At 63.8% G+C, this 17165-nt stretch carries 18 protein-coding genes and 1 riboswitch; of the genes, 17 read left to right on the plus strand and 1 reads right to left on the minus strand.

Going from position 1 to position 17165, the window contains the following annotated elements; genetic code table 11:
• Positions 1 to 49 precede the first annotated feature (49 nt).
• On the minus strand, positions 50 to 1801 hold the full coding sequence (locus tag M0D68_RS27605) for an ABC transporter ATP-binding protein/permease (protein ID WP_093643427.1): 1752 nt from the start codon (positions 1799 to 1801) through the stop codon (positions 50 to 52).
• Between the two features lie 362 nt (positions 1802 to 2163).
• A riboswitch (TPP riboswitch) is annotated at positions 2164 to 2286 on the plus strand.
• A gap of 229 nt (positions 2287 to 2515) precedes the next feature.
• Between M0D68_RS27605 and M0D68_RS27610 the strand changes: the two genes are divergently transcribed.
• From M0D68_RS27610 to hisC, 17 genes are all read left to right on the plus strand, one after another.
• The gene (locus M0D68_RS27610) at positions 2516 to 3646 is read left to right on the plus strand and encodes an FAD-dependent oxidoreductase (protein WP_266225960.1); all 1131 of its coding nucleotides are present in this window, start codon (positions 2516 to 2518) and stop codon (positions 3644 to 3646) included.
• A gap of 84 nt (positions 3647 to 3730) precedes the next feature.
• Positions 3731 to 3928 carry a sulfur carrier protein ThiS gene (gene thiS / locus M0D68_RS27615; RefSeq protein WP_028199627.1) on the plus strand — a complete coding sequence of 66 codons (198 nt, stop codon included), beginning with the start codon at positions 3731 to 3733 and terminating at the stop codon, positions 3926 to 3928.
• Between the two features lie 39 nt (positions 3929 to 3967).
• The gene (locus tag M0D68_RS27620; protein WP_266225961.1) at positions 3968 to 4783 is read left to right on the plus strand and encodes a thiazole synthase; all 816 of its coding nucleotides are present in this window, start codon (positions 3968 to 3970) and stop codon (positions 4781 to 4783) included.
• Positions 4780 to 5883 (plus strand): thiamine phosphate synthase, encoded by a 1104-nt coding sequence (gene thiE / locus M0D68_RS27625; protein WP_266225962.1) that lies wholly within the window; start codon positions 4780 to 4782, stop codon positions 5881 to 5883. The genes M0D68_RS27620 and thiE overlap by 4 nt, the downstream gene beginning before the upstream one ends.
• Positions 5884 to 5977: 94 nt before the next feature.
• Positions 5978 to 6799, plus strand: coding sequence for an ABC transporter ATP-binding protein (locus tag M0D68_RS27630; RefSeq protein WP_093643433.1), 822 nt, complete (start codon positions 5978 to 5980; stop codon positions 6797 to 6799).
• Positions 6796 to 7563, plus strand: coding sequence for a lipid asymmetry maintenance ABC transporter permease subunit MlaE (gene mlaE, locus M0D68_RS27635; protein ID WP_054036607.1), 768 nt, complete (start codon positions 6796 to 6798; stop codon positions 7561 to 7563). Before M0D68_RS27630 ends, mlaE begins: the two co-directional genes overlap by 4 nt.
• Before the next feature lie 91 nt (positions 7564 to 7654).
• A complete protein-coding gene (gene mlaD, locus M0D68_RS27640; protein ID WP_200619828.1) occupies positions 7655 to 8218 on the plus strand; it encodes an outer membrane lipid asymmetry maintenance protein MlaD in 564 nt (187 codons plus the stop codon).
• An 11-nt stretch (positions 8219 to 8229) separates the two neighbouring features.
• Complete coding sequence (locus tag M0D68_RS27645) at positions 8230 to 9249, plus strand: VacJ family lipoprotein (protein WP_093643435.1); 1020 nt, start codon at positions 8230 to 8232, stop codon at positions 9247 to 9249.
• Positions 9250 to 9367: 118 nt separating this feature from the next.
• Positions 9368 to 10000: a phospholipid-binding protein MlaC gene (locus M0D68_RS27650; RefSeq protein ID WP_200619826.1), complete on the plus strand. Its 633-nt coding sequence runs from the start codon at positions 9368 to 9370 to the stop codon at positions 9998 to 10000.
• Complete coding sequence (locus M0D68_RS27655; RefSeq protein ID WP_093643439.1) at positions 9997 to 10290, plus strand: lipid asymmetry maintenance protein MlaB; 294 nt, start codon at positions 9997 to 9999, stop codon at positions 10288 to 10290. The genes M0D68_RS27650 and M0D68_RS27655 overlap by 4 nt, the downstream gene beginning before the upstream one ends.
• 170 nt (positions 10291 to 10460) lie before the next feature.
• A complete protein-coding gene (locus M0D68_RS27660) occupies positions 10461 to 11393 on the plus strand; it encodes an ABC transporter ATP-binding protein (protein ID WP_093643441.1) in 933 nt (310 codons plus the stop codon).
• A complete protein-coding gene (locus M0D68_RS27665) occupies positions 11390 to 12145 on the plus strand; it encodes an ABC transporter permease (RefSeq protein ID WP_093643443.1) in 756 nt (251 codons plus the stop codon). The genes M0D68_RS27660 and M0D68_RS27665 overlap by 4 nt, the downstream gene beginning before the upstream one ends.
• Before the next feature lie 15 nt (positions 12146 to 12160).
• A complete protein-coding gene (locus M0D68_RS27670; protein ID WP_054036615.1) occupies positions 12161 to 12400 on the plus strand; it encodes a BolA family protein in 240 nt (79 codons plus the stop codon).
• A 12-nt stretch (positions 12401 to 12412) separates the two neighbouring features.
• Positions 12413 to 13774, plus strand: a complete 1362-nt coding sequence (gene murA / locus M0D68_RS27675) for a UDP-N-acetylglucosamine 1-carboxyvinyltransferase (protein WP_244179514.1) — start codon at positions 12413 to 12415, stop codon at positions 13772 to 13774.
• Positions 13771 to 14466 (plus strand): ATP phosphoribosyltransferase, encoded by a 696-nt coding sequence (hisG, locus tag M0D68_RS27680; RefSeq protein WP_093643445.1) that lies wholly within the window; start codon positions 13771 to 13773, stop codon positions 14464 to 14466. Before murA ends, hisG begins: the two co-directional genes overlap by 4 nt.
• 60 nt (positions 14467 to 14526) lie before the next feature.
• Positions 14527 to 15849, plus strand: coding sequence for a histidinol dehydrogenase (gene hisD / locus M0D68_RS27685; RefSeq protein WP_093643447.1), 1323 nt, complete (start codon positions 14527 to 14529; stop codon positions 15847 to 15849).
• A gap of 182 nt (positions 15850 to 16031) precedes the next feature.
• On the plus strand, positions 16032 to 17102 hold the full coding sequence (gene hisC / locus M0D68_RS27690; RefSeq protein ID WP_266225963.1) for a histidinol-phosphate transaminase: 1071 nt from the start codon (positions 16032 to 16034) through the stop codon (positions 17100 to 17102).
• The last annotated feature ends 63 nt before the right edge of the window (positions 17103 to 17165 follow it).

The following is a 17165-nucleotide window of genomic DNA, read 5'->3' on the forward strand; positions in this document are numbered from 1 at the left end:
CTGCTCGCGTCACCGGTGCTGCTCATGTCGCTCGCGTTGTTCATGCTGTTCACGCAGCAATCGGTTCGCCCGAGCGTTCGACGTCGAGCGTTTCGTCATGGAATGCCGCCAGCGATTCGCGATGCGCGACGCTGACGATTGCCGCCTGCGGCAGCCGCTCGGTGAACAGGTGATAGAGGCGTGCTTCGTTTTCCGAATCGAGCGCACTGGTTGCTTCGTCGAGGAACAGATAGTCCGGTTTGTGCAGCAGCACGCGGGCGCCGGCGAGGCGCTGTTGTTCACCCGGCGAGAGAATGCGCGTCCAGTGCCCCGATTCCTGCAGGCGGTCGGCGTACTCCGACAGGCGGCAAGTGATGAGCGCTTCGCGGCATTCGTCGTCAGTGTAGGTATCTGCAGAAGACGGATAGGTGAGCGCGGCTTTCAGCGTGCCGATCGGCATGTAGCTGACCTGCGGGATGAACATCATGCGCGCGTTGACCGGTGCGTCGATCGAGCCGTCGCCGAACGGCCACAAGCCGGCGAGCGCGCGCATCAGCGTGCTCTTGCCGGAGCCGGACGGGCCCCGCACCAGCCAGCGCGAGCCCGGCTTGATCGCGATATCGCGGATGCGCGACAACGGATTGCCGTTCGGCAACGCGAGCTGGAGACCTTCGGTGGTGAGCTTGTCTTCGTCGACGAAATGCAGATTGATGCCGCCATGCGCAGTAGCGGGCGAGACCGATTCCTTCAGACGCGGCGCATGCACGATGCGCTTGAATTCACGCAACCGGTTCACGGTAGCGCGCCATTCAACGAGGCTGCCGTAACTGTTGATGAACCACGAAAACGAATCGCTGACGGTGCCGAATGCGCTCGAGATCTGCATTAGAACGCCGAACGTGAAAGCGCCCGCAAAGTAGCGGGGCGCGGCGACCACCAGCGGAAAGATGATTGCAATCTGGCCGTAGAAAGCCGTCACGAAGGTGAGCCGCTTGGTGTACTTCATCACCTGCCACCAGTTGTCGCGGATGCGGCCGAACAGCGAGTGCGTGTTCTTCTTCTCGGTCTCCATGCCGTTGTAGAAGGCGATCTGCTCGGCGTTTTCACGCAGACGGATCAGGCCGAAACGGAAATCCGCCTCGACTTTCTGTGCCTGGTAATTGATCGACACGAGCGGATGGCCGACCTTCTGGATAATCACTGAGCCGACCACCGCGTAGAGCGCCGCGGCCCACACCATATAGCCCGGAATCTGCACCGGCATGCCGCCGAGCGAAACGGTCAGCGCACCGGCCAGCGACCACAGGATCGTCATGAACGAGACCAGTGTGACGATCGTGGACAGCAGGTCGAGGGTCAGCGAGAGCGTGCTGGTGGCGAGTGATTGCAGGTCGTCGCTGATCCGCTGGTCGGGGTTGTCGGCGAGCCGGTCGCGTTCGATCCGGTAGAAGGCGCTGTCGTGCAGCCATTCGTTGAGATAACGTGTGGTCAGCCACTGGCGCCAGCGGAAGCCGAGCATCTGGCGTAGATAGCGGCCGTACACGGCAAGGATGATGAAGCCGAACGCGAGCCCCGAGAACACCATCAGCAGGTGCGGGAAATCGTGCACGTTCTTCGTTTGCAGCGCGTTGTAGAAGTCGGCGCTCCAGCGGTTCAGGCGCACGTTGATCCACACGATGAGCAGATTCATCACGATGATCGCGATGAGCAGCGCCCACGCCGTTTTTCGTTCTTCGGAAACCCAGTAAGGTTTGATCAGGCTCCATGCGGAGACTTTTTCGTCCGGCGGCAGCACGGGGCTGGAAGCGGTATTCGGTGTCATGAGCATCCTGGTGAAGTGCTGGCCCGCGTCGGGCGGCCCCCAAGTCGGGCCGGCCCCACGGCGGGTTTGCGGTGCGTGCCCCGGGCGTCGTGCTCGACGAACGCACGTCCGGGTGAGCGACCGATTCTGGCGCGAAGCCCTTAAGTGAAAATTAATTTCCGCTCAGAGGTCCCGCCTCGATGCCGCTGGCGCGCGGGCGGCGAAGCATGTCGCCCGCGCGCCAGCGGTATCCGGTCCTGGCATTGTGCCAGAGCGCTGCATTCGGCCGTATTGATGAATCGAAAGATAGTGACGGATCAATGGCGTGTGACGGCAGAGGCCGTTGGTTTGCGGGCGCCGCGCCTTTTATGGTCTAATGACCTTCGACGAAACAGGGGTGCTTTGCCCACAGGCAGCGTGATTTCACGCAGCGGCGGCGAGGCTGAGAGAGACCCTTTGCACCCGATCCGGGTAATACCGGCGCGGGAAGTTTCCGGAAGCAGCCAGTCTTCCATTCCCCGCCGGGCGGCGTCCGTCATTGGACGTGCTTATTGCCCGGCCGGCCTCACCCGCCGGTTTCGTCCTGGGTACGTGCGTTTTTTTGCCGTACGGAAAGGACTCGATGACCGCCTATTCTTCAGACATGTGTTTTGCTCGTCACCGCGTTTTCGTCGGTTGTGTCGGCGCGCCGGGCTGTTTTAGCGTTGCTTGCCGTTGTGACCCGGAGCGCACGCGATGAATCGTTTAGCTCAACCCGATTTCGCCGTGCTCGGCGGTGGGCTGTGCGGGCGTCTCGTCGCGTGGCGCCTCGCCGGTGAAGGGCATCGCGTGGCGCTCTATGAGCGCGGCGACGCCGCAGGTACGCAATCCGCGGCCTGGGTCGCCGCCGCCATGCTGGCGCCGCTCGCCGAAGCCGCCAGTGCCGAACTGCTGATCACCCGTCTGGGCGCAAGTTCGCTCGACACCTGGCCGCGCGTGCTGGCCGAATTGCCCGAACCGGTGTTCTTCCAGCGCAATGGCACGCTGGTCGTATGGCATCACGCCGATCGCACCGAAGCGCCATTGTTCGAACGCCGGGTGCGCTCGAACGCGCCTGCTGAGTTGCTCGACGGCGGCTTCGTGACGCTGGCGGGCGCTCAGGTCGGCGCTGCCGAGCCCGCGTTGGCGGGCCGCTTCAACCAGGGCTGGCTGCTGCCGCGCGAAGGCCAACTGGATAACCGTCAGGTGTTGACCGCGCTCGCGGCAGGCCTCGCCCAGCGCGGTGTCGAAACGCACTGGAACACGCCAGTCGACGATCATGCGCTGCCGGCCGCACGCATCACGATCGACTGCCGGGGTTTGGGCGCGAAGCCGGTGCTGCCGACGTTGCGGGGGATCCGCGGTGAAGTCGCCCGCGTGCATGCGCCGGGTATCAAGCTGACGCGGCCGGTGCGTCTGCTGCATCCGCGCTACCCGCTGTATATCGCGCCGAAGCAGGACGATCTCTACGTGATCGGCGCGACCGAAGTGGAAGGCGAGGACATGTCGCCGGTCAGCGTGCGCTCGGCGCTCGAACTGCTGAGCGCGGCGTTTTCCGTGCACCCAGGCTTCGGCGAGGCGCGCATCCTCGAACTGAATTCGCAGTGCCGCCCGACTTTGCCGGATCACCGTCCGGCCTTGCTGTGGGATGGCGCGCAGACATTGCGCGTGAACGGCCTGTACCGGCACGGCTACATGATCGTGCCCGAAGTCGCCGACGAAGCCGTGCGCTTCGCTGCCGCGCTGCTCGACGGCCGCATCGGCGACGCCGATGCTTTCGCCGACTGGCAAAATGCCGCGCGCTGGAGCGAGTTGTTTCAACTGGACGCCACGCGGGAGCCGGCATGAGCGTTGCGCGTCTGCCGGCGAAATAACCGCAGGCAAAACAGGCGGACGTCGCTCCCCCAATCGATTGAACCGTATTCGAACACCATGGACATTCATATCAATCAGAAGCCGTTGTCGTTGCCCGAAGGCGCGACTGTCGCCGATGCGCTCGCCGCGTTCGGCGCGCGTCCGCCGTTCGCGGTCGCGCTGAACGGCGATTTCGTCGCACGCACCCAGCATGCGGCGCGCGCGCTGCAGCCGGGCGACAAGCTCGATGTCGTGCAACCCGTGGCCGGCGGTTAAGCCCCGCGCCACGCCTTGCCGGAGACCAGGATTATGCAAATGACTAACCCCCAAACCGCCGACGCGCTCACGCTCTACGGCCAGACTTTCGCGAGCCGCGTGCTGCTCGGCACCTCGCGCTATCCGTCGCTGCAATCGCTGTCCGATTCGATCGACGCGGCGCAGCCCGGCATGGTGACCGTCGCGCTGCGCCGGCAGATGAACGAAGGCGGCGCCGAAGCCGGTTTCTTCGACCTGCTCAAGCGCCACGGCGTGCCGCTGCTGCCCAATACCGCAGGCTGCCTGACCGTCGGCGAGGCCGTGACGACCGCGCATATGGCGCGCGAGATTTTCGAAACCGAGTGGATCAAGCTCGAACTGATCGGCGACGACTACACGCTGCAGCCTGATCCGGTAGGCCTGATCGAAGCGGCCACGCAGCTGATCAAGGACGGCTTCAAGGTCCTGCCGTATTGCACCGAAGATCTGGTGATCGGCCGCCGCCTGCTCGATGCGGGCTGCGAGGCGCTGATGCCGTGGGGCGCGCCGATCGGCACCGGCAAGGGTGTGATCAATCCGTACGGCCTGCGCGTGTTGCGCGAGCGCTTGCCCGACGTGCCGCTGATCGTCGACGCCGGCCTCGGCGTGCCGTCGCATGCGGCGCAAGTGATGGAGTGGGGCTTCGATGGCGTGCTGCTGAACACCGCCGTTTCGCAGGCGACGCACCCTGACGCCATGGCGCGCGCCTTTGCGCTGGGCGTCGAAGCGGGCCGCCAGGCTTTTCTGGCGGGGCCGATGGCCGAGCGCGAAAGCGCGCACGCGAGCACGCCGGTGGTCGGCATGCCGTTCTGGCACCAAGACGGGAGCGCCGCATGACGCAAACTTTGCCTTTGACTGGCCGCGACCTCTTCTGGCCGCCTGCCGATGAACTCACCGAAGCCGCCGAGCGGATCCGCGCCCGCCTGGGCGAGTGGCCGCCAACCCACGCGCCGTGGCGCATCTGCCTGACCGCGCCGGACGAGCCGAACGGCGGCGACCTGATCATCGTCGCCGACGCGCAGCAGCATGGCGAGCAGGTGGCGCGCTGGCAGGTGCAGGGCGCAGGCGTGATCGTCGCCGCCGAGAACGCGGCGACGCTGCATCTGGGCGGCGAGAAATACAGTCTGGAGGGCCATCTGGCGGAAGACTGGATTCCCGCGCTGGCGGCGTTTCTGGATTGCGGCTTCGATCCGCACGACGCGCTGGTCCTGGCGCTGGCCTGGCGCGACGGCGACGAGACCAAAGCGGACGACGCCTTTCCGGACGATATCGCGCACTTCCCACGCCTCGCCGGTCTGCCGGCCGCGCCGGCGCAAGCGTTCGCGCGTTGCCCTGACCGGCTCGGCCTGTACCCGGTGCTGCCGACCGCGGAGTGGGTCGAACGGGTGGTGGGCTTTGGCGTGAAAACGGTCCAGTTGCGCCGCAAATCGGCCGAACCCGCCGACGAACTGAAGCGCGAAATCGCCCGCTGTGTCGCCGCGGGCCGTGAGCACGATGCCCAGGTTTTCATCAACGATCACTGGCAAGCCGCTCTGGAAGCGGGCGCTTACGGCGTCCACCTTGGCCAGGAAGACGTGCATACGGCCGATCTGTCGGCACTTGCCGCCGCCGGCATCCACCTCGGCCTGTCGACGCACGGTTTCTACGAGATTCTGAAAGCACTGCATTTCCGGCCAAGCTACATTGCATTGGGCGCGGTGTTCCCGACTACCACCAAAGTCATGCCGACCGCCCCGCAAGGCCTCAAGCGTCTGGCGCGGTATGTCCGCCTGCTCGACGGCGTCGTGCCGCTGGTGGCGATCGGCGGGATCGATCTGCAGGTGCTGCCGGACGTGCTGGCGACGGGCGTGGGCTGCGCGGCCGTGGTGCGCGCCGTGACCGAAGCCGCCGACCCGGCTGTCGCTGTTTCTGCGCTGCAACATGCGTTTACGCAATAATCGTCAAGTTCAGTAAAGGGACAGGGCACCTCACGGCAGCATTTCCATGATGGCCCTATAATTCGGCCTTCCGTGTAAAAGGACTGTCAGTTTCGTGTCTTCCTCCCCCGAGACCTTACTCGAGCTGCGCGACGTCGACTTCGGTTATGGCGACCGGCTCGTCCTGTCGAACCTGAATCTGCGCTTCAAGCGCGGCCAGGTCGTTGCGGTTATGGGCGGCTCGGGTTGCGGCAAAACCACAGTGCTGCGCCTGATCGGCGGTCTGGTGCGCGCACAACGTGGCCAGATCCTGTTCCAGGGCCAGGACATCGGCGCACAAACGCGCGACGGCCTCTACGCGCTGCGTCGCAAGATGGGCATGCTGTTCCAGTTCGGCGCGCTGTTTACCGACATGTCGGTGTTCGAAAATGTCGCTTTTGCGCTGCGTGAGCACACCGACCTTCCCGAAGAACTGATCCGCGACCTCGTGTTGATGAAGCTCAACGCGGTCGGCTTGCGCGGCGCGCGCGACCTCGCGCCGTCGGAGATTTCGGGTGGTATGGCGCGGCGGGTGGCGCTTGCCCGGGCGATTGCGCTCGACCCCGAGTTGATGATGTACGACGAGCCGTTCGCCGGCCTCGATCCGATCTCGCTCGGCATCACCGCGAACCTGATTCGCGCGCTGAATCAGGCGCTTGGCGCGACATCGATCCTGGTCACGCACGACGTGCCGGAATCGTTCGCGATCGCCGATTATGTCTACTTCCTCGCCAATGGCGGGGTGCATGCCGAAGGCACGCCGGCTGAGCTGCGCGCGTCGACCGATGCTACGGTGCGCCAGTTCATCGACGGCGCGCCGGACGGCCCGTTCAAATTCCACTATCCCAGCAAGACGCCGCTCGCGGCGGATTTTGGTATCGGCGGAGGTCAGTCATGATCAGCGCGCTTGGTCGCTCGGTACTCGACGGGCTGGGCACGGCCGGCTACGCCACGCGGTTCTTCTTCCGGCTGCTGCTCGAGTTTTTCCCGTTGCTGCGCCGGCCGCGCCTTGTCACGAAGCAGATCCACTTCGTGGGTAATTATTCGCTGGTGATCATCGCCGTGTCGGGGCTGTTCGTCGGCTTCGTGCTCGGCTTGCAGGGCTATTACACGCTGAACCGTTACGGTTCCGAACAGGCGTTGGGTCTGCTGGTCGCGCTTTCGCTGGTGCGCGAACTCGGGCCGGTGGTGACGGCGCTCCTGTTTGCGGGCCGCGCCGGCACGTCGCTCACGGCCGAAATCGGCTTGATGAAGGCGGGCGAGCAATTGACCGCGATGGAAATGATGGCGGTGGACCCGGTCAAGGTCGTTGTCGCGCCGCGCTTGTGGGCGGGCATTATTTCCATGCCGATCCTCGCGGCGATTTTCAGCGCGGTCGGCGTGTTCGGCGGTTATGTGGTGGGTGTGCTGCTGATCGGCGTCGATGCCGGCGCGTTCTGGTCGCAGATGCAAGGCGGCGTCGATGTCTGGCGTGACGTGGGCGCCGGGGTCATCAAGAGTGTGGTGTTCGGCCTCGCGGTGACCTTTGTGGCGCTGTTTCAGGGCTACGAAGCCAAGCCGACGCCGGAAGGCGTGTCGCGCGCCACGACCAAGACGGTTGTGTACGCGTCGCTTGCGGTGCTCGGCCTCGATTTTCTGTTGACCGCACTGATGTTCAGCTAAAACTGCGCTGCACGTTTTCGCTCGGCGGGCGCGCCTTGGTTTGCGCGCGACGTAAGCGGGAGCAGCGTGGCGGATTCACTTTGGGATGACGATGAAAAAGACTGCTCTCGACTTCTGGGTCGGCCTGTTCGTGGTGTTGGGTTTCGTGGCGTTGCTGTTTCTCGCGCTGAAGGCCGGCAACATGAGCTCGTTGTCGTTTCAGGCAACGTACCCGGTCAAGCTCAAGTTCGACAATATTGGCGGACTGAAGGCGCGCGCACCGGTGAAGAGCGCGGGCGTGACGGTCGGCCGGGTCGCCTCGATCGGCTTTGACAGCAATGCGTATCAGGCTGTCGTCACGATCGATATCGACAAGCAATACCCGTTTCCGAAAGACACGTCGGCCAAGATCCTGACCTCGGGTCTGTTGGGCGAGCAATACATCGGGCTCGAACCCGGTGGCGATAGCGAGATGCTTAAAGCGGGTGACACGATCTCAATGACACAATCGGCGATCGTGCTGGAAAACCTGATCGGACAATTCCTGTATAGCAAGGCTGCGGACTCGGGCGCATCCAAGTCGGGCGCGGGTTCGGCCACATCTGGGGCCGCCCCTGCCACGGCGCCCGCGTCGGCGGCGCCGACTCCGCCCGCCTCTGGTGCGGCCGGTCAATAAGGAGAATAAAAATGCAGACCCTACGCAAACGAGGCGTGCGCACCGTCCAGATGGCGACGTTCGCGCTCGCGACCGCTACGCTCGTCGGCTGCTCGACCGTGCAGACGCCGACCAAGGGCGATCCGCTCGAGGGCTTGAACCGTACCATCTTCACCGTCAACGACAAGCTCGACCAGTACGCGCTGAAGCCGGTCGCGAAGGGCTACGTCTTCATCACGCCGCAGCCGGTGCGCGACAGCGTCACCAACTTCTTCTCGAATATCGGCGACGTCTACATCGCGGCAAACAATCTGCTGCAGTTGAAGATCGCCGACGGCGTCGAAGACATCATGCGGATCGTGATCAATACGGTGTTCGGCGTCGGCGGTCTATTCGACGTGGCGACGCTTGCCAAGCTGCCCAAGCACGACAACGACCTCGGCCTGACGCTCGGTCACTACGGCGTGCCGGCGGGTCCGTACCTCGTGCTGCCGCTGTTCGGGCCGAGCACGCTGCGCGACGCGGTTGGTTCGATCGGCAATTACTATGTGAATCCGCTCAGCTACATTCATCCGGATGGCCTGAGCTGGGCTCTGTACGGCCTGAACGTGGTCAACACGCGCGCGAATCTGCTGAACGCGGGCGACGTGCTGGAAGGCGCAGCGCTGGATAAGTATTCGTTCGTGCGTAATGCGTACCTGCAGCGCCGCCAGTATTTGCTGTCGGATGGCAAGCAGTCGCAGTCGCTGCCGAACTACGGCGACGAAGCACCGCTGCCGAAGTACGACGACGTCGACAGCGGCGCGGCTGCTGCGCCTGCAGGCACGCAGGGCGCTGCCGCGAAAGCATCGGCGGCCTCCGGTGCGACCGCCGCAACGCCGCCGCAAGCTGCCTCGGGTGCAACCGGCACCGCGGCTGCACCTGAAGCCGCCTCGGGCAGCTCCGAAACACCGCCGCTCGACCTGAACGGCGGTCCGGAAACGACGCAGATTCCGGCCGGCCAACTGGTTCCGCCGACGCGTTTCAGCTTCCCGTCATTCAAATTGCGTTGATCGTGCGGCCGTAACACCTCGATACGACTCTCGCAGTTTGCGCATGGATTGCTGCTGAACTCGCGTGTTAATGTCGGCTCAAACGGTTGCACTATTTTTAAGGCAAGCAAGGTTCGATATGAAAAAACTATTCCTGATTCCGTTGTTCGCAGCGCTGTTCTCGTTCGCCAGTGCCGGTGCGTCGGCGCAAGCGGTGGACTCCAATTCGCCGGACGGCCTGATCAAGACCGTCACGCAGCAGGTGATCGATGCGGTGCGCAGCGACAAGTCGATCCAGCAAGGTGACATCTCGCATATCACCCAGCTCGTCAACGAAAAGATCCTGCCGTACACGGATTTCCGCCGCACCACGCAACTGGCGATGGGCCGCAACTGGCGCACCGCGACGCCGGAGCAGCAAAACGCCGTGGTCGAGCAGTTCAAGATGTTGCTGATCCGCACGTATTCGGGCGCGTTGGCACAAGTGCGCGACCAGCAGATCCAGTACAAGCCGTTCCGGATGAACCCGGACGACACCGACACGGTGGTGCGCTCGGTGGTGATGAACAACGGCTCGCCGATCGAACTCGACTATCGTCTGTACAAGACGCCGAACGGCTGGCGTGTGTATGACATCAACGTACTCGGCGCGTGGCTGATCCAGGCGTATCAGCAACAGTTCAACGAGCAGATCCAGCAGAAGGGCGTGGACGGACTGATCCAGTTCCTCACGCAGCGTAACCAGCAACTCGCCTCGGGCAAGCAGTCGTGAGCGAAGTGCTGAACGCCGTCGCCAGCCGCTTCGAAAGCGGCGCGACGCTGACCCACGAGAGCGCGAAAGCCGCGTTCGAGGCGGGTTTGCAGCGCATCGCTGCGGGCGCGACCGGCGTGGATTGCGCGCCGCTCGCGCAATTCGACTCGTCCGCGCTGGCCGTCCTGCTCGCGTGGGAGCGTGCCGCCCAGGCGCGCGGCGCCCCGTTCGAGATCGTCAACCTGCCGGCTGGTCTCGCCAGCCTTGCACAAGCCTACGGCGTCGACACACTCATCTCGACGCGACATTGACGCTCCCATAGCGTCACTTCCAAACGCCCCGGCCGAGCCGGGGCTGCTGATTTTTGCCCTATAATCAAACGTTTTTCGGGGCATATAACCGGCCCCAATTTCGTCCCTTCCAGCACTTTTGCGCCCCCTTGGGGCTCCTTTAGGCGCCGCGACGCACGCGGCCCACAGTCATGTCAGCCATAGAAATTCGTAACGTCAAGAAGCGCTACAAGGACTTGCAGGCGCTCAAGGGCGTCAGCCTCACGGTGGAAGAAGGCGAGTTCTTCGGACTGCTCGGTCCGAACGGCGCGGGCAAGACAACGCTCATCAGCATACTCGCCGGTCTCGCGCGCGCCGATGAAGGCAGCATCGCGGTACGTGGCCATGACGTAGTCAGCGATTTCCGCGACGCGCGCCGTGCGCTTGGCGTCGTGCCGCAGGAACTCGTGTTCGATCCCTTCTTCACGGTACGCGAAACCTTGCGCATCCAGTCCGGCTACTACGGGCTGCGCAATAACGACGCGTGGATCGACGAGATCATGGCCAATCTCGACCTCACCGAGAAGGCCGACGCCAATATGCGCGCGCTGTCGGGCGGCATGAAGCGCCGCGTGCTCGTGGCGCAGGCGCTGGTGCACCGGCCGCCGGTGATCGTGCTGGATGAGCCGACTGCTGGCGTCGACGTCGAACTGCGTCAAACCTTGTGGAAATTCATCTCGCGCCTGAATCGCGAAGGCCACACGATCGTGCTGACCACGCACTATCTGGAAGAAGCCGAATCGCTGTGCGACCGCATCGCGATGTTGCGGCGGGGCGAGGTCGTCGCGCTTGAGCGCACCAGCACGCTGCTGCAGCGCTTTGCCGGCATGCAGCTGTTCCTGCGCTTTACGCAAGGCGCGTTGCCGGTCGAGTTGCGTCCGCTTGAAGTGGAAAGCGGCACGGGCAATGGCAATGGCCGGCAGCACCTGCTGCGGCTCGCGAGCTATGACGACGTCGAGCGGATTCTCGCGCAGTGCCGCGCAGCGGGCTGCGCATTCGAAGAAATCGAGGTCCGCAAAGCCGACCTCGAAGATGTGTTCGTTCAGGTGATGAACGGTCCGGAAGTGATCGAGGGGCTGGCATGAGCGGCTTTCGCACGCTGTTTTACAAGGAAATCCTGCGTTTCTGGAAGGTGTCGTTCCAGACCGTGCTGGCGCCGGTCATCACCGCGCTGCTGTATCTGACGATTTTCGGCCACGCGCTGCGCGGTCACGTTCAGGTCTATCCGGGTGTCGAGTACACGAGCTTCCTGATTCCCGGTCTCGTGATGATGAGCGTCCTGCAGAACGCGTTTGCGAATAGCTCGTCCTCGTTGATCCAGTCGAAGATCACGGGCAACCTGGTGTTCGTGCTGCTGCCGCCGTTGTCGCACTACGAGATGTTTGGTGCCTATGTGCTCGCTGCCGTGGCGCGGGGTCTCGCGGTCGGCTTCGGTGTGTTCATCGTGACGATCTGGTTCGTGCCGGTCAGCTTCAGCGCGCCGCTTTACATCATCGCGTTCGCGATTTTCGGCGCGGCGATCCTCGGCACGCTCGGTTTGATCGCCGGCATCTGGGCCGAAAAGTTCGATCAGCTTGCTGCATTTCAAAACTTTCTGATTATGCCGCTCACGTTCCTCTCGGGCGTGTTCTACTCGACGCATACGCTGCCACCGGTGTGGCGCGAAGTGTCGCGGCTCAATCCCTTTTTCTACATGATCGACGGCTTTCGCTACGGTTTCTTCGGGATGTCGGATATCAATCCGCTCGTGAGCCTTGCGATCGTTGCCGGTTTCTTTGTGGTGCTGGCCGTGGTGGCGATGCGCATGCTCGCCTCCGGCTACAAACTGCGCCACTGATCAGGAGCATCTCTCATGTTGCCGACTCCCGAACAGGTCAAGCAATACATCGCGGCTGGGCTCGCTTGCCAGCATCTCGAAGTCGAAGGCGACGGTCAGCATTTCTTTGCGACCATCGTTGCCGAGAGCTTCGAAGGCAAGCGTCTGATCCAGCGCCACCAACTCGTGTATGCGGCGCTCGGCGACCGCATGCGCGAAGAAATCCACGCGCTCAGCATGAAGACGCTGACGCCCGCCGAATGGCAGAACGCGTAATCTGGAAATTTAGTGCGAATTACTCAAGAAGGGCGCGACGCCGGTAGCGGCGCGTCGAACACAGTCAAAGCGGGCCCGGCGGAAGTCCGGGTCAATCAGGAACTGACAGGCATGGATAAACTCGTCATTGAAGGTGGCTACCCGCTGTCGGGTGAAGTCGTCGTCTCAGGTGCCAAGAACGCGGCGTTGCCGATTCTGTGCGCGAGTCTGCTGAGCGCGGAGCCGGTGCATCTGGAGAACGTGCCCGACCTGCAGGACGTGCGCACGATGCTCAAGCTGCTCGGCCAGATGGGCGTGCAGATCGAGAGCGGCGAGGGCCGCGTGTCGCTGGATGCATCGAAGGTCGATAACCTCGTCGCGCCGTACGAAATGGTGAAGACCATGCGTGCGTCGATCCTCGTGCTCGGGCCGCTGGTCGCGCGCTTCGGTCACGCTCGCGTGTCGCTGCCGGGCGGCTGCGCAATCGGCGCGCGTCCGGTGGATCAGCACATCAAGGGTCTGCAGGCCATGGGTGCCGAGATCACGATCGAGCACGGCTTCATCGAAGCGCGCGCGAAGCGTCTGAAGGGCGCGCGCATCGTGACCGACATGATCACCGTGACGGGCACCGAAAACCTGCTGATGGCAGCGGTGCTGGCTGAGGGCGAAACGGTCATCGAGAACGCCGCGCGTGAGCCGGAAGTGGGCGACCTCGCGCATCTGCTGGTCGAGATGGGCGCAAAGATCGAAGGCATCGGCACCGACCGCCTGGTGATCCAGGGCGTCGACAAGCTGCATGGCGCAAAGCACACGGTGATTCCGGATCGTATCGAAGCCGGTACGTTCCTGTGCGCGGTCGCGGCTGCCGGCGGCGATGTCACATTGCGTAAGGTACGTCCGCTGATTCTGGAAGCGGTAACCGAAAAGCTGCGCGAAGCCGGTGTTACGATCGAAGAGGGCGAAGACTGGATGCGCGTGCGCATGGACAAGCGCCCGAGCGCGGTGAGCTTCCGCACGTCCGAGTATCCGGCGTTCCCGACCGACATGCAGGCGCAGTTCATGGCGCTCAACACGCTCGCGGACGGCACCTCGCAAGTCGTCGAGACGATCTTCGAGAACCGCTACATGCACGTGCAGGAGTTGAACCGCCTCGGCGCGAACATCACGATCGACGGCAACACCGCGCTTGTGACCGGCGTCGAGAAGCTGTCCGGCGCGAAGGTGATGGCGACCGACCTGCGTGCGTCGGCGAGCCTCGTAATCGCCGCGCTGCGTGCCGAAGGTGAAACGCTGATCGACCGTATCTATCACCTGGATCGCGGCTACGACCGGATGGAAACCAAGCTCAACGCCATCGGCGCCAAGGTGCGCCGTATCTCGGGGAGCCAGGCATGAGTTCGATGCCGCAAACGTCGTCGTCGCCGGCTGTGAGCGCACCGCTCACGCTGGCTTTGTCGAAAGGGCGTATCTTCGAAGAGACGCTGCCGCTGCTCGCCGCCGCCGGCATTGAAGTCGCCGAAGATCCGGAAACCTCGCGCAAGCTGATTCTGCCGACTACCGACGCGAACGTGCGCGTGATCATCGTGCGCGCCACGGACGTGCCGACCTACGTCGAATACGGCGCGGCCGACTTTGGCGTGGCCGGCAAAGACGTGTTGCTCGAGCACGGCGGCAGCGGGCTGTATCAGCCGGTCGATCTGGATATCGCGCGCTGCCGGATGTCGGTCGCAGTGGCGGCCGGTTTCGATTACGCGAACGCGGTGCGCCAGGGCGCACGTCTGCGCGTGGCGACCAAGTATGTTGAAACGGCACGTGAGCATTTTGCCGCCAAGGGCGTGCACGTCGACCTGATCAAGCTGTACGGTTCGATGGAACTGGCGCCGCTGGTCGGCCTCGCCGACGCGATCGTCGACCTGGTGAGTTCGGGCAATACCTTGCGCGCCAACAATCTTGTCGAGGTGGAAGAGATCATGCAGATTTCGTCGCGCCTCGTTGTGAACCAGGCCGCGCTGAAGCTCAAGCGCGCGGCGCTGCGGCCGATCCTCGATGCGTTCGAACGCGCGTCGAAGGCCGGCGCTGCGGCCTGAAAAGTTTGACCACGCTCGTTTGACCACGCTTTAGCGCGCCTTACCGAAACGGATACCCGTATGTCTATCAAGATTCGCAAACTCGATTCCAGTGCTCCCGACTTCCAGAAGTCGCTGCACGCGGTGCTCGCGTTCGAGGCGAGCGAAGACGAAGCAATCGAGCGCTCGGTCGCGCAGATTCTCAACGACGTGAAGGCACGCGGCGATGCTGCGGTGCTCGAGTACACGAACCGCTTCGACCGCGTCGATGCGAAGAGCGTCGCGGCGCTCGAGCTGCCGATGTCCGAACTGGAAGCGGCGCTCGAAGGCCTGGAGCCAAAGCGCCGCGCGGCGCTCGAAGCGGCGGCGGCGCGTGTGCGCGGTTACCACGAGAAGCAGAAGATCGAGTGCGGCAGCCATAGCTGGCAGTACACGGAAGCCGACGGCACCGTGCTCGGCCAGAAGGTCACGCCGCTGGATCGCGCGGGTATCTACGTGCCGGGCGGCAAGGCGGCGTATCCGTCGTCGGTGCTGATGAACGCGATTCCGGCGCGGGTGGCCGGTGTGCGCGAAATCGTCATGGTCGTGCCCACGCCGGACGGCGTGAAGAATCCGTTGGTGCTGGCGGCCGCGTTGCTGGGTGGCGTGGATCGCGTGTTCACGATCGGCGGCGCGCAGGCGGTGGGCGCGTTGGCGTACGGCACGGAAACGGTGCCCGCGGTGGACAAGATCTGCGGCCCCGGCAACGCCTATGTCGCATCGGCCAAGCGCCGGGTGTTCGGCACGGTCGGCATCGACATGATCGCCGGACCGTCGGAGATTCTTGTGCTGTGCGACGGTACGACGGACCCGCGCTGGATCGCGATGGACCTGTTCTCGCAAGCCGAGCACGACGAGCTCGCGCAATCCATCCTGCTGTGCCCGGACGATGCATTCATCGCCCGCGTGCGTGATGCGATCAACGAACTGCTGCCGACCATGCCACGGCAGGACGTGATCCGCGCATCGCTCGAAGGCCGCGGTGCGTTGATCAAGGTGCGCGATATGGCCGAAGCCTGCGCGATCGCCAACGACATCGCCCCTGAACACCTCGAAATCTCCGCGCTGGAACCGCATCAATGGGGCCAGCTGATCCGCCATGCCGGCGCGATCTTCCTCGGCCGCTACACCAGTGAAAGCCTCGGCGACTACTGCGCGGGGCCGAATCATGTGCTGCCTACGTCGCGTACCGCACGGTTCTCGTCACCGCTGGGCGTTTACGATTTCTTCAAGCGTTCGAGCGTGATCGAGGTCAGTGCGGAAGGCGCGCAGACGCTTGGCGAGATCGCCGCCGAACTCGCGTACGGCGAAGGCCTGCAGGCGCATGCCCGCAGCGCTGAATACCGGATGCGGCAGAACGGCTAAGCGCGGCTGACCGCAACAAGCCGGAGTACGGAGCGGGCGGGCATCGAACCGGTGTCCGCGAACTCTGCCGACGGATTACGCGCGGTTTCCCGTTAAATAACGACAATACAGACCAACCTGGGGCAGTCCGCAAGCCGCCGATTCCCGGCCGGCGTCTCCCGTGCGGCCCGGTCCACTGACTTATGACGACACCTCAAGACATCATCCGCCGCGACGTGCTCACGATGACGAGCTACCCGGTTCCGGACGCCACGGGCTATATCAAGCTCGACGCGATGGAAAATCCGTTTTCGCTGCCGCCGGTGCTTGCCGCCCATCTGGGCGAGCATCTGGCCGGCGTTGCGCTGAACCGCTACCCGGCGCCGCGCCCGGAAGCGCTGATCGAAAAGATCAAGCGCGTGATGGGTGTGCCCGCGGGTTGCGACGTGCTGCTCGGCAACGGCTCGGATGAAATCATCAGCATGGTGTCGGTGGCGTGCGCGAAGCCGGGCGCCAAGGTGCTCGCGCCGATGCCGGGTTTCGTCATGTATCAGATGTCCGCGAAGCTGGCGAATCTGGAATTCATCGGTGTGCCGCTGAAGCCCGATTTCACGCTCGACACCGAAGCGATGCTGGCGGCGATCGCCGAGCATGAACCGGCGGTCATCTATCTGGCCTATCCGAACAACCCGACCGGCACGCTGTACGACGACGCGGATATGGAGCGCATCATCGCCGCGGCGAACAAAAGCCTGGTGGTGATCGACGAGGCCTACCAGCCGTTTGCGCAGCAAAGCTGGCTGCCGCGCGCCGATGCGTTCGACAACGTCGTCGTGATGCGTACGGTGTCCAAGCTCGGTCTGGCCGGCATCCGCCTGGGTTATCTGGTCGGCAAGCCCGCCTGGCTCACCGAATTCGACAAGGTGCGGCCGCCCTACAACACCAACGTGCTGACGCAAGCGGCGGCCGATTTCCTGCTCGACCATGTCGACGTGCTCGACGCCCAGGCCGAGCAACTGCGCGAAGAACGCACGAAACTCGCGCAGGCCGTGGCCCAATTGCCGGGCGCCGAAGTGTTCCCGAGCGCCGGCAACTTCCTGCTAGTGCGGGTGCCTGACGCATCCGTTATGTTCGAAACGCTGCTGGCAGCACGGGTTTTGATCAAAAACGTGAGTAAAATGCATCCATTGCTGGTCAATTGCGTGCGTTTGACCGTCGGTTCGCCCGAAGAAAACGCCCAATTGATCGCTGGACTGAAACTCGTGCTGCACTGAACGGCGAGCTGAATGGCCGCGTGAGCGCTTTTCCGTACTGCGAAAAGTGCGCGCGGTCCGCCG

This window comes from Paraburkholderia sp. SEWSISQ10-3 4 (assembly GCF_030464785.1).
Lineage (GTDB): Bacteria > Pseudomonadota > Gammaproteobacteria > Burkholderiales > Burkholderiaceae > Paraburkholderia > Paraburkholderia aspalathi.